The 12589-nt window shown below is 71.8% G+C and carries 10 protein-coding genes, 1 tRNA gene and 1 pseudogene; 3 read left to right on the top strand and 9 right to left on the bottom strand.

Annotated features, from left to right (window positions below):
• Window positions 1-13: 13 nt before the first annotated feature.
• From AB0M18_RS11740 to AB0M18_RS11730, 3 genes are all read right to left on the bottom strand, one after another.
• A complete protein-coding gene (locus tag AB0M18_RS11740) occupies window positions 14-604 on the bottom strand; it encodes a lytic polysaccharide monooxygenase auxiliary activity family 9 protein (protein WP_365756679.1) in 591 nt (196 codons plus the stop codon).
• A gap of 195 nt (window positions 605-799) precedes the next feature.
• Window positions 800-2917, bottom strand: coding sequence for an SPFH domain-containing protein (locus tag AB0M18_RS11735; RefSeq protein WP_365756678.1), 2118 nt, complete (start codon window positions 2915-2917; stop codon window positions 800-802).
• 708 nt (window positions 2918-3625) lie between these two features.
• Window positions 3626-5026: a peptidoglycan-binding protein gene (locus AB0M18_RS11730; RefSeq protein ID WP_365756677.1), complete on the bottom strand. Its 1401-nt coding sequence runs from the start codon at window positions 5024-5026 to the stop codon at window positions 3626-3628.
• 183 nt (window positions 5027-5209) lie between these two features.
• Between AB0M18_RS11730 and AB0M18_RS11725 the strand changes: the two genes are divergently transcribed.
• Window positions 5210-5283, top strand: a tRNA-Lys gene (locus tag AB0M18_RS11725).
• Window positions 5284-5529: 246 nt separating this feature from the next.
• Here AB0M18_RS11725 and AB0M18_RS11720 read toward each other — a convergent pair.
• The 5 genes and pseudogenes from AB0M18_RS11720 to AB0M18_RS11700 form a co-directional block, all read right to left on the bottom strand.
• Window positions 5530-6174 (bottom strand): class F sortase, encoded by a 645-nt coding sequence (locus tag AB0M18_RS11720; protein WP_365756676.1) that lies wholly within the window; start codon window positions 6172-6174, stop codon window positions 5530-5532.
• Between the two features lie 13 nt (window positions 6175-6187).
• Entirely contained in the window at window positions 6188-6820 is a 633-nt protein-coding gene (locus AB0M18_RS11715; protein ID WP_365756675.1) for a hypothetical protein, read from the bottom strand.
• A gap of 80 nt (window positions 6821-6900) precedes the next feature.
• Window positions 6901-7119, bottom strand: a pseudogene (locus tag AB0M18_RS11710) (HAD hydrolase-like protein); the annotation flags it as partial.
• 99 nt (window positions 7120-7218) lie between these two features.
• Window positions 7219-8415 (bottom strand): RNA-guided endonuclease TnpB family protein, encoded by a 1197-nt coding sequence (locus AB0M18_RS11705; RefSeq protein WP_365756674.1) that lies wholly within the window; start codon window positions 8413-8415, stop codon window positions 7219-7221.
• A 37-nt stretch (window positions 8416-8452) separates the two neighbouring features.
• A complete protein-coding gene (locus tag AB0M18_RS11700; RefSeq protein ID WP_365756673.1) occupies window positions 8453-9001 on the bottom strand; it encodes a GNAT family N-acetyltransferase in 549 nt (182 codons plus the stop codon).
• A 715-nt stretch (window positions 9002-9716) separates the two neighbouring features.
• Between AB0M18_RS11700 and AB0M18_RS11695 the strand changes: the two genes are divergently transcribed.
• Complete coding sequence (locus AB0M18_RS11695) at window positions 9717-10091, top strand: hypothetical protein (protein ID WP_365756672.1); 375 nt, start codon at window positions 9717-9719, stop codon at window positions 10089-10091.
• A gap of 70 nt (window positions 10092-10161) precedes the next feature.
• Complete coding sequence (locus tag AB0M18_RS11690; RefSeq protein WP_365756671.1) at window positions 10162-10941, top strand: HAD-IIA family hydrolase; 780 nt, start codon at window positions 10162-10164, stop codon at window positions 10939-10941.
• A 55-nt stretch (window positions 10942-10996) separates the two neighbouring features.
• Here the strand turns inward: AB0M18_RS11690 and AB0M18_RS11685 are convergent, their stop codons facing one another.
• Window positions 10997-12541, bottom strand: coding sequence for an alkaline phosphatase family protein (locus AB0M18_RS11685; RefSeq protein ID WP_365756670.1), 1545 nt, complete (start codon window positions 12539-12541; stop codon window positions 10997-10999).
• Window positions 12542-12589: the final 48 nt, after the last annotated feature.

Raw genomic sequence — 12589 nt, 5'->3', positions numbered from 1 at the left:
GGAGGGCTGGGCGCTAGAACTGGACGTCCGAGCACGCGTAGAAGGCGTTCCCGGTGTCCGCGATCGTCCACACCGCCAGGATCAGATGCCGACCGGTCTTGCCCGCCGGGATGGTTCCGGAGTGCGAGAGGGTCGACGGCGGCTGCTGGTTGTTGTAGGGGACGACCAGGAAGGGCTGGCTGTCGAGGTCGGACCGGGTCAGGACCTTGCTCCCGGTCCAGCCGTTCTTGGTGATGTAGTAGCGGAAGTCCGTGGTCGCGTGTCGCGCCGTGAACTGCCAGCGGAAGCTGTAGCTCTGGCCCGCGGTGACCCTGGTGGTGGGCCAGGCGCCGTTGCGCGGGTTGTCGAGCTGCGCGAAGCGGGAGTTCCCGCCCGCGCAGATCGTCCCGTCCGCCGGCCCGCCGGACGGGAAGCCCTTGGGCCCCTCGACCGACTGCGGCTCCCACTGGATGTCGCCGCAGTTGGAGACGGTGCGGTTGGCGCAGAGCTTCTGCCGGCTGATCGGCGAGTCGGTGTAGCCGTGGCTGCTCGCGCTGGTGGTCGCGAAGAGGGAGGCGGCTGCGACGCCGAGCGCCACGGCCGCCACCCCTGTCTTTTTGCGCATGCTGTCGCTCCAGGAGAACGTGGGGGTGTTCTGTGGGCTGTGCTGCACGCGTGCGGTGGTGCGGTTGCGCGGTGGTGCGGTTGCGCGGTGGTGCGGTTGCGCTGTCGCGATGGACGATTCAGGTCTAGACCAAGTCCCAAGGTAGGGACGGAACTTGAACATGTCCATACCAACGGCGGGGTGGCCGGGACGGGTTCAGGCGCCCTCCCCAGGGGCGGTGCGGCCGGTGTAGAACGCCACGGTCAGGTCCTTCACCAGCGCCTTCTTCTCGTAGTCGTCCAGCTCCACCAGACCACGTGAGGTCAGCCGGTGGACCACGTCGTCCACCGCGTCCACGACCGCGGTGAGCACACTGTCCCGGTGCTTCGCGTCGATCGCCGCGATCCGGCGGCGCTGCATCGCGGCGGCGACCTCGGGGGCGTACTCGATCCGGGTCGGCTGCGCCGAGAAGACGTCGATCCCGACCGGCGCGCACTCCGCCGACAGCATCCGGGTCAGCGCCTCGCCGACCGCCTCCGCGTCGCGCAGGGTCGGGGCGTCCTCGTGGAACGCGTCCGCCGGCAGCTGCGACAGGACCCGCGCCATCGCGGCCTCGACCTGCTCGCGCAGGTACTCCTCGTGCCCGTCCACCCCGAGCGCCGCCCGTACGGTGTCCCTGATCCGCCACACCACCAGGACCACGACGTCCAGCGCCGTGCCCTTCGCGTCGACCGCGGGCAGCGGCTCACTGCGCCAGTGCCGCAGGCGCACGTCCACCCGGCGGCGGAGGAGGAGCGGGCTCACCCAGAGCAGGCCGGTGCGGCGGACGGTGCCGCGGTACTCGCCGAAGAGGGTGAGCACGAGGGCGTAACCGACCCGGCCGCGGCCGAGACCGCCCAGGAAGAACAGCGCGAACACGACGCCGAGCGCGAGCAGCGCCCACTGGCCGAGGTGGATCCCGTTGTACGGACGGACCGGCAGCCGCAGCATCCGCGCGGCGGTGGCGGGAACGGCGCCCGTCCACCACACGATCGCCGCGCACCCGACCAGCGCGATCATCCCGCCGACCACCCCGACCCACCCCGGCAGCACCGGCCCCGGTCGCTCGACCAGCTTCGGATCGGCGGTCGGCGCGGGCCGCGAGGCGGAGCGGGTGGGCGCGGGGATGGCGGCGGCCCTGTTCTTGTTCTTGTTCCCGGGCTTGTTCTTGGGCTCGTCGCCCTTCGCCTTGGGCACGGGCACGGTGGCGGGCCCTTCCCCGTCGTCCCGGAACAACAGATGCACCGGAATGCTCCCGGTGGTCTCCCCCGCGATCACCTTCTGCCGCCGGGCGGGGTTGGCGCGGCTGGTGGGCTCGGTGTCGGCGGCGACGGGCAGCGTGACGGCCTTGACGCGCATCCCGGCGATCCAGCCGAAGTCGACGGAGTCGTCGTGGGGCGTGGATCCGGACCGCGCCGACGCGCCGGTGGCGGAGCCCGCCTGCGGCGAGGCCGGCCCCGGGCCGGACGCGGTGACGGAGGGGGCCCCGGCCGAGGACGGCTGCGACTGCGGCTGCGGCTGCGGCTGCGGCTGGGGCTGGGGCTGCGGCGAGTTGGGCGCGGTGGCGGACGCGGTCGCCTGCGGCGAGGCCGCGGCAGGGCCGTCGGGCGCAGACGCCGGGCGCGGTTCGTCGGGGGTGCCCGCCTGCGGCGAGGCCGGTCCGCGACCGGTGGCCGACGGGTCCGCCTGGGCGGCACGCGTATCCGACGCCGCACCGGCGTGGATCCCGGTACCGGCGGGGGCGTGCTGCGCCGCACCGCCGGACACGCCCGCCCCCGAGGCCGGGTGTGCGGCGTGCGCATGCGTCGCCGCACCGGCGGCAGGAGTCCCCGTCCCGGTCACACGGCCGTCCGGGCACGAGGCCGGCTGCCCCGAGCCGGGCCCACCGGCGTGGACATGCCCCGAAAGGGCATGCCCCTCCGGCGGGGTCGCCTGCGCCGAGCCGGACATGCCGGTGCGGGCACTGCCCGAAGGGGCGTTCGCCCCCGGCGCGGCGGCCCGCACCGCACCGGCGTGGATCCCGGTGCCGGCCGGGGCGGACTGCATCGAGCCGGACATGCCGGTGCCGGCACCACCCACCGGGGCGTTCGCCCCCGGCGCGGCGGCCCGCACCGCACCGTCCGTCGCTCCCGCCCCCGAGGCCCGGTGGGCGCCGCGACCATCCGTCGCCGCGCCGGCATGGGTCCCCGTGCCGGTCGGACGGCCGTTCGCCGAGCCGGACGCGCCGCCGCGGGTACCGCCGGCAAGCGCACCCGCCTCCGGCGAGGCCGGGCCGCCGGGCGCGCTCGCGGGCACCGGTCCGCCCGGCTGCGGTGTGGCGAGCCCCCGGCCGGCCGCAGCCGCGGAGGCGTCGGCGGACGGGTTGGCGATGCCACCCCCCGCCTGCGGCGTGGCCGGACCTCGCCCGGCCGCAGACCGGTCCGGCTGCCCCGCGGCGAGCCCGCCCGCACCCGCCTGTGGCGTGGCCGGCCCCTGGCCGAGCCCGCCCGCCGGCGCACCGCCCTCTGCCGACGCCAACCCCAGGCCAGAGGCGGACGGATCCGGCCGGCCGAGCCCGTCCGCAACCGCACCCGCACCCGCCTCCGCCGAGGCCGGACCGTGGCCCGGCACCGGCGTCGTGCCCGTGCCCGGGTGGCCGGTTGCGGGCGCCGGCCCGTCCGGAGACGAGACGAGCCGCACATGCGCACCGGCCGCGACCGGGGCGGTGCCCGACGGCGCCCCGCCCTCGGACGAGGCGGACCGATCCACCCCGCCCTCCGCAGCCCCATTCGCCACACCGGCCCCTGACGGTGCGCCAGACACCGCCGGGCGGGCCAGGCCCGTGGTCGGGAGGGCCGCACCGTCCGCGCCCGGGCCCGCGGCGCCACCCGGCGGCCCCGCAGGGCGTAGGCGGCCGTCGGTCAGGCGGCGGGCCGTGCGGGCCGCGTCGCGGGTGGCGGCCGGGCCGTTGTCCGGCGGGGTCGGGTTCGATGCCGTCATTCGGTCCACCTCATGTTCTCGGGGTCATCGGAAAAGGCGCCGCCAGGTCTCCGGGCCCGGGTAGCCGTCGGCCGTCGCGCCCCGCCAGCCCTGGGCCCGCTGGAAGGCCTCGACGTTGCGGCGGTCCGCCTCCGTCCACCGCGGACCGGGGCCCGACACGTAGTGCTTGCCGTAGCCCCGCTTCACCAGTTGTTTGCCCAGCTTCTCCACATATGCGTTGGATTGGCCGAGACGGAAGTAGCCACGCCCGGGAAACGCGTTCGCAGATGCGCTCGACCCGCTCGAACCACTCGAACCGCCGATGTTCCTGCCCTTGCCCGACACGAGCAGCGCCCAGGTGTCCGGGCCGGGCAGGCCGTCCGCCTCCTTGCCGCGCCAGCCCTGCGCGAGCTGGAAGGCCTGGGTGGCGCGGCGGTCGGCCTCGCCCCAGACCGGGCCGGGGCCCACGGAGTAGTACTGCTTGCCGCCGCGCGCGACAAGCAGCCTGCCGAGCTGGGTCACGTACGTGTTGTTCGCGCCCGGCCCGAACCTCCCCGCCCCCGGGAACGCCGTCCCGGTCGTCGCGCCGGAGCCCGCGCTTCCGCCGTCGCCGCTGATCACGCCCTTGTAGCGGTAGGCGACGTAGCGGTCGGAGTTCTCCCAGTACGCGAGCGGCGTCGCCTGCTTCCGCGTTCGCGGCGGGGTCTGCTCGTACGCGGTGTAGGAGGTGTGGGTGTAGTCGGTCCAGCCGCCGAAGATCGTCACGTGCGAGCCACGGGTCGGGTTGGCCGGGTTGTGGAACAGCAGGATGTCGCCGGGCTGCAGGTCGGCCCGGGCGATGCGGTCGGCGAAGCGGTCGAGGCTGCCGGTCCACTCGTTGGACGGGAGGTTCCAGGCCATGGAGATGTAGCCGGAGCAGTCCTGGCGGTAGCCGTCGTTCCAGTACTTCTCCATCGAGTACGGGACGGCCGACGCCACCCACTTCTTCGCGCGGTTGATGATCTCGGAGCGGGTGCTCTTCCGCAGGGACTGGACCGAGATCTGACTGGTCGTCGGGGCCGCGTACGGGGACGGTGCCGAGCCCGGGCCCGCCGCGCCGTGCAGCGGGCTGCGGCCGCCCTGCGGGGTGTCGGGGCCGGGCTCGGCACCGGGCTCGATGGCACCGGCCCCGTCGGCCCCGGCCGCTCCGGTACCCGCGCCCGCTCCCGTACCCGCGGCCACGTCCGTCGCCGGGTCCTCCGGCAGTGCCGCCGCCCCGCCCGTACCCCCGCCGAACACGACCCCCGCCGCCGTCACCAGGACGAGCGCGCGGCGTGCGCCGTGCGCCGCCGGGTGGCCCCCGGCCCGTACCGGAAGTCCCAGTGCGAGGTCGCGCCGACGCTGCGCACAGCCCGGGCAGCCGCAGTCGGCCGCGGGCTCGATTTCTTCGAAGACCGGCACACTCATGCGTTCCCCTCCACACTCGTCAAGATCTTTTCGCGCTCTTGCACGGGCGCCATCGTCTCAACTGTCTGGACAAATCGCATTTTGACGGATCGAAGGCCCAATACGACCATCCGACAGGCCGGGCGGGACCGTAAATGGTCAAGAGCACGGTCAGAGGTCCTGTAGAGTTACCTCTGTCAGCAGGCGCCGCTAGCTCAGTTGGTTAGAGCAGCTGACTCTTAATCAGCGGGTCCGGGGTTCGAGTCCCTGGCGGCGCACGCGAAAGGCCGAGGCCCTTCACCGAATGGTGAAGGGCCTCGGTCGTCTTTCCGCTTCCTCCGCTTCCTCTACAGTGGGCGGATCCCGACCTCCCGCGACGGCTCCGGGCTCCTCCCGCGGCCCGTGAGCCCGCGGTCGAGGACCGGACCGGCCGGCGGCCGGTGCTCACCGCCCCGCCGGCCGGCCCCCGGTCGGCTACGCCCCGGTCCTGCCCTTCGGCCTGGTCCTACCTCTTCGCCCCGGTCCTACCTCTTCGTGCCGGTCAGGTACGCCGACACCACCACGTTCGCCGTGTACGCGCCCGCCGCCCGGTCGAAGCTGCCGCCGCACGTGATCAGGCGCAGCTCCGCGCGGCCCGAGCGGTGCGGACCGTAGGCCTTACGGGCGTCGAAGCCGTCCCTGGGCAGCACCTCGACCTCGTCGATCGTGAATTCCGCGACGCTTCCGTCCGAACGGGTCACGGTCACCGTCGCGCCCGGGCGCGCCGCGCTCAGGCCGTAGAAGACGGCGGGGCGGGTCTCGGTGTCGACATGCCCGACCAGGAGGGCGGCGCCGGGGGCGCCGGGGCGGGTGCCGGAGCCGTACCAGCCGACGGTGTGCGGCATCTCGAACGGCGGCGGGTCGATCGCGCCGTCCGTGTCCAGGCCGCGGGCGACGACGGGGGCGGAGATCCCCACCGAGGGGATCTCCACGCGGCGCGGCTCGACCGGGTCGAGCGGGGTGTGCTCCGGGGGCAGCGGCACACCGGGCGGGCGGCCGACCGCGGCGATGTCGCCGGTGGTCGGCACCGAGCCGTACGCCGGGCCCTCGGTCGTGTCCCTCCCCCAGACCCAGAGGCCGAGCACGAGGACGGCCCAGGCCGTACCGGTCAGAGCGCGCCCGGAGGACACCCGGCCCGCCCGGTCAGTCCGTGTTCCGGCCCGCGCCGCCGCCGCGCCGGCGGGCGGCGCTGCGGAGGGCGACGGCGACGGCCGCGAGGGCCGCCATGCCGAGACCCAGGAGGGTGTACGGGGTGCCGAGGCCGGCCTCGTCCGCCGTCTGGGCGACGCCGGGGGCCGCGGGCGCGGCGAACGCGGCCGCCGCGCCACCGCCGCCCGCCCGGACCGGGGCGATCGGGGACGCGTGGTGCGTGGGCTGGTGCGTCGGCTGATGGGTGGGCCGGTGGGTCGGCTCCTGGTGACGGCGGACGTGGACGCTGCCGACGTCGGCGTGGTCGTGGCCGTCGCAGGTCACGGTGACCTTGTACGTGCCGTCCTCGAGTCCCGACTTCAGGGTCGTGTCGCCGAACAGCGGGTTCTTCCCGCCGTCGCGCCCGGTGAGCTCGGCGTCGGCGACGAAGGCCTGGGACTTGGCCGCGCCCGTGGTGCCCTTGCACCCCGTGACGCGCACGTCGACGTCGGCGCCGGGCGCGGCGGTGGCCGGGGTGACCGTGGCCCGGACGCCGTCGTGGGCGAGGGCGGTGCCCGCGACGGGGGGCGCGAGCACCAGAGCCACGGCCGCGCCTGCGGCACGGAGAGCGATGGGACCTGAACGCATGGTGACCTCCTGGTACTGGCAGGGTCACCCGGTTCGGCCCCGTTCGCATCCGCAGGGGGCCCACCAGGGGGTTTGTGCGGTCAGATCCGCTCGACGAGGTCCGCGATCGACTTCACGATCTTCGACGGGCGGAAGGGGTAGCGGTCCACCTCGGCCTCCGTGGTCAGACCGGTCAGCACCAGGAAGGTCTGCATGCCCGCCTCCAGGCCGGCCAGGATGTCGGTGTCCATCCGGTCGCCGATCATGGCGCTGGTCTCGGAGTGCGCGCCGATCGCGTTGAGGCCGGTGCGCATCATCAGCTCCCTCCCACCCACCCTCACCCCCGCCCCGCCCTCGCTCATTTGCAGCCCGGTCGGGGTTGGTGCAGTTGGCTTGCTCTCTCTAAACGAGGAGAGTCCCTACGGCTCGCGCCGTAGGGCTTTCTGCTTCGACGTCGGCTGCCCGCCCGGACTTCTCCGTTGGGGTCTTACACCGGCTCCACAGACCGACACCGCCAGCCCGGCGGCCAGAAGGTTCTTCGCCGCGTTCACGTCCCGGTCATGGGTCGTGCCGCAGCCCTCACATGTCCAGGTACGGACATGCAGCGGCAGCCGTCCACGCAGGGCGCCGCAGTGGGAGCACAGCCTTGAGGAGGGGAAGAAGCGGTCGACCGCGATCACTTCCCGCCCGCACCAGGCTGCCTTGTACTCCAGCATTCTCCGGAACTCCGCCCACGCCGCATCCGAGACGGCGCGGGCGAGTGCCCGGTTCCTGACCATGTTGCGCACGGTCAGATCCTCGATCACGATCGTTTGGTTCTCACGAACGAGACGAGTGGTCAGCTTGTGCAGACTGTCACGCCGGCGGTCGGCGATCGCGGCGTAGATCCTGGCAACTTTCCGTCGGGCCTTGGCCCGGTTGGCTCCGTCACCTTTGGCCTTACGGGCAAGCCCTCGCTGGGCCCTCGCCAGCCGCGCCCGATCCCGGCGCTCATGGCGCGGATTGGCGATCTTCTCCCCGGTCGAGAGGGTGAGCAGGTGATCCAGGCCGACATCGATGCCGATCGCCGAGTCCACGAGCGGGAGGGCCTTCAACGAAGGGTCCTCGCACAGCAGGGAGACGAACCAGCGCCCGGCCGCGTCCTGCGACACCGTGACGGTGGACGGCTTCGCACCCTCAGGTAGCGGACGCGACCACACGATATCGAGCGGCTCCGCCATCTTCGCCAGCGTCAGCTTTCCCTCACGGAACCGGAACCCGGACGTGGTGTACTCGGCAGACTTCCGCGACTTCTTCCGCGACTTGAAACGCGGGTACTTCGCCCGCTTGGCGAAGAAGCCGGCGAACGCGGTCTGCAAGTGCCGCAGCGCCTGCTGCAATGGCACCGACGACACATCATTCAGGAACGCCAGTTCCTCCGTCTTCTTCCATGCCGTCAACATGGCCGATGTCTGGTTGTAGTTCACCCGCTCCTGCCGCGCCCACGCCTCCGTTCGGGCCGCGAGTGCCAGGTTGTAGACCTTCCGCACACACCCGAACGTGCGCGACAGCTCCGCCGCCTGCGCATCAGTCGGATAGAAGCGGTACTTGAACGCCCGCCTCACCTGGATGGCCATTCTCACAAGCTAGCATGTCAACTGGTAAAGATCAGACCTATGGGTGAATGTTACGGGCCATGCACACCAGCCAGGGAGCGTCAGGCGATGGCTGGACCACCCCGATCTCCTCGTAACCCCAGCCCTCGTAGAGCCGCATCACCTTCCCTTCGCCCGCCGACGGATTGACCATGAGCGTCGCATGTGGTTCCAGCCGCCCAGCCAGGAGCTCGTCATGCATCTGTCGTGAGACCCCGACTCCTCGCCACTCCGGGATAACACCGATCTCCTTGACCGCGACGGCGTCCCGGCCTGCGTACCTGCCAGGCGGAGGCGTGCTCATACGCTTCCACCAGCGGTCGCCGGAGGCGACGGTGTTGCCGTAGGCGTATCCGACTGGCTCACCGGTTGTCGTGTCGTGCGCGACGACGACCGCCCAGCCGGCCTCACCCGCATGCCGGTCCAAGCGCTCCAGGAAGACGTCCAGCTTGTAGTTCGGGTGGTGCAGTAGGTCGGCCCGCACCTGCTCGTACATCTTCCCGAGCACCTCGCGGACCTGAGAGGCGTAGCTGATGTGCTTGCGCAGACGGACCGTGCGTTCTGTCACCTGTGGTTCTCCTTGACCTGTGCGGAGTGAGCCTGCCAGAGGGCAACGTGCGTGCTGGCAGGGGCGAGCTCGGTGAGCCGATGGCCGAATCTGGTGAGCATGCTGACGACTCGGGGGTGACTCTCCGCGGCGTCCGTCGGCACCCGCATGGCCGTGCCGATCGCCGCTTCCACTTCCCCCTGTTCGAGCTGCGCTCGGGCCAGGCGAGCTGTCGTGATAGCGCGCGACCTACACATCTGAGGACGGAGGGCGGCAAGGCCCCGGTGGCCGTGCGCCTCAGCGTCCGCCCAGTCCCCGAGACTCAAGTGGGCCCAAAGGGCGAGGGAGTTGATCTCGGCGAGATCATAGAAGGCGAGGAGCCACGAAGGCCTGCCCACATCGTCGCGACGATCTGTCCGATGCCAGGCTTCCTCCGCCTGTTTGAACGCACGCCGGGCCGCCCTGGAGTCTCCCCCGGCGGCGTGGATCGCCCCATGCCGGGCCAGTCCCAGGGAGGCGAACATGGGGTCCCTGCGAACGATCCCAAGGTTCCTGGCGACCATGTTCGCCGCCTCCGCCTCTCCCGGCCTACCCATATGCCGGTACATCGTCCCGGCATGCGACCAGATCCGGAACTGGATCGCCTGGTCCCCAGGCTGTCGTGCCGGTGGCCGGTGATCTGTCCGCTCGCACCGCATACCCCGACAGCGAGCGGCGGACGAAGGTGTCGCCCACGATGCTGGAGGAATGGATGCCGGCGTTCCTCGCCCAGCTTGCCGCCCCGGGTGCACAGTTCGTCCGGGCCACCACCCACGCGGGAGACCCCCTCCTCTTCGTCTTCGCCCCGGAACGGGAGTCCTTCGCCGAATTCATCGCTGACGGCGACGGCTGGACGGTCCGCCAGGGTGGTCCGGCAGCCCTGTGGGATGACATCGAGGACGCGCTCACGTCTTGGCAGGAGGCAGGCAGCCCCGATATCACGGCCGTACGGCTTCACATCACCAACCGAGCGCACACCTACTGGATCGGTGGTCAACGGATCACGACGCGTACCTCGTCCCACTGGGTCGGCGAGCAACCTTCACTACGGTGGGAACATCGCCTTCCCTGACTACGCTGGGGGGCGTCGGCACAGCGTCGTCCGGCGCCCACCAAGACCACGCGTACAGGAGACCGGCAACATGGCAGAGCGCAAGCCCATCGAATCGTGGCTCACCGACATGGACGGCGTGCTGATGCACGAAGGCATCCCGGTGCCGGGAGCGGACGCCTTCATCAAGAAGCTGCGCGACTCCGGCCTCCCCTTCCTCGTGCTCACGAACAATTCGATCTACACGGCCCGCGATCTGAACGCCCGTCTCAGCCGCATCGGTCTCGATGTGCCCACCGAGAACATCTGGACCTCGGCCCTCGCCACCGCGAAGTTCCTCGACAATCAGCACCCCGGCGGCTCCGCGTACGTGATCGGCGAGGCCGGTCTGACCACGGCCCTGCACGAAGTGGGATACGTCCTGACCGACACCGACCCCGACTTCGTGATCCTGGGTGAGACCCGGACCTATTCCTTCGAAGCCATGACGAAGGCCGTCCGCCTCATCAACAACGGTGCACGGTTCATCGCCACGAACCCGGACGAGACGGGTCCCTCGGCCGAAGGGGCTCTTCCCGCGACCGGTGCCGTGGCGGCTCTGATCACGAAGGCGACGGGCAAGGACCCCTATTTCGTCGGCAAGCCGAACCCGCTGATGATGCGTACCGGTCTGAACGCCATCGGAGCTCACTCCGAGACCAGCGCGATGATCGGCGACCGCATGGACACCGACATCCTGGCCGGACTGGAGGCGGGCATGGAGACTTTCTTGGTCCTCACGGGGCTGACCGCTTCCGGGGACGTCGACAAGTTCCCCTACCGCCCGACCCACATCAAGGACTCGATCGCGGACCTGGTCGAGTACATCTGATCAGACGATGGGGGGCGTCGCCGCGACGAAGCCTTGGCGACGCCCCCAGCCTAGGTCAGGAAGTGCGGATACCGACCCCGTCGATCACCCAGTACCAGTTGTTGGATCCCGTGTAACGGAAGCGGAAGCTGACGTTGGAGGCGCCGGCGGGGACCGGGACCGTGAGCGACTGGGGCTTGGAGAGGACGTCGGCGGTGTAGGACTTCACGACCGTCGGGGTGCCGCCGTTGAAGCTCGCGAGGATCTGGGCGGTCTGGGCGCCCTCCTGGCGGTAGAGGGTCGTGAAGTCGAGGGTGACGCGGCTCGCGCCGGTGACCGCGTACGCCGGGCTGACCAGCGTGGAGTCGTACGTACCGGAGAAGGACCTGTCGGCCCACTCGTCGGAGTCGGCGACGGCGAACACGCCCCGGGCGCGCACGTTCAGCTCGCGCCACTGGTCGCGCTGGGTACGGGACCAGAACTCGTCGGTGGCGAAGGACCAGCCCCGCCACTCGGTCATGCCGCCGGTGCCCATGGCGTTGTTGATGACGGACCAGCCGCTGGGCGCGGTGTGGGTGAAGCCGAGGACGCCGGTCGGGATGCCGGTCTCGTCGACCCGGCCGGCGAGGGCGGTCTGGAGGGTGTCGAAGGGGTCGGTGGTCCGCTCCTGGATCGGCTTGCCGTCGAGGCCCCAGGCGGGGTCGGGGGTGATGCCGAGCTGGCGGAAGACGGTGGCGGCGACGTCGACGAGCCGGGTGTCGAGGGGGCGGGCGCCGGCGGCGATGCCGGGGCCGGCGGCGAGGACGAAGGTGCGGCGCTCCTCGATGCTGGAGCCGCCGTGGCCGCCGGCGTCGGTGTGCCCGTGGTCGGTGGCGACGATGACGGTCCAGCGCTCGGCCGGGTACGTCGGACGGGCCTTGATCGCGGCGAGCAGGCGGCCGAGGTAGGCGTCCTGGACGTCGATGGCGTCGAGGTACTTCTGGCTCGCGGCGCCGTAGCCGTGGCCGATCTCGTCGGTCTCGCCGAAGTAGACGAAGAGGACGTCCGGGTTCTGGTTGCGGAGGACGTCCTCGGTCGCGTCGGTGATCAGCGCGTCGTTGACCGCGTAGTCGTTGTTGTACACCAGCTTGGCGTCGGCGCCGGGGGTGACCGTGCCGTAGGTGTCGAGTTCGGGCCAGTCGACGGCGGCGAAGAGGGAGAGGTCCGGGCGCACCTGGTGGAGGCGGGCGAGGAAGCCGGGGTAGGTGCCGTAGTCGCGGCCGGTGAAGGTGTTGTCCTTCACGCCGTGCTTGTCGGGCCACACCCCGGTGGAGATGGTGGACCAGCCCGGGCCGGAGGAGGTGGCGGCCATCGGGTTGGCGTAGAGCAGGGAGCGGCCGTAGGTGCCGTTCGCCATCAGGGACTTGAGGTGCGGGGCCTTGGCGGCGTCGATGCGGTCGTGGCGCAGGCCGTCCATGCCGACGAAGAGCACCTTGTCCTGGCTGGTGCCGTCGGGGAGGGTCGGGGCCGCGGTCGCGGCCCGGGCCGTGGGGGCGGTGGCGAGGCCGGTGGCGGCGACGGCCGCGCCGGCGCCTGCGGCGACGAGGACGGTGCGGCGGGATACGCCGGTGCTGAGCGGCATGTTCGGTTCCTCCGAGGGGTGGGTGCGCGACAACGCCCCTGATTTCTC

Origin of the sequence: Streptomyces sp. NPDC051909, from assembly GCF_040681095.1 — a bacterium.
Classification (GTDB): Bacteria; Actinomycetota; Actinomycetes; order Streptomycetales; family Streptomycetaceae; genus Streptomyces.
This window is presented reverse-complemented; position numbering and strand designations above follow the sequence as displayed.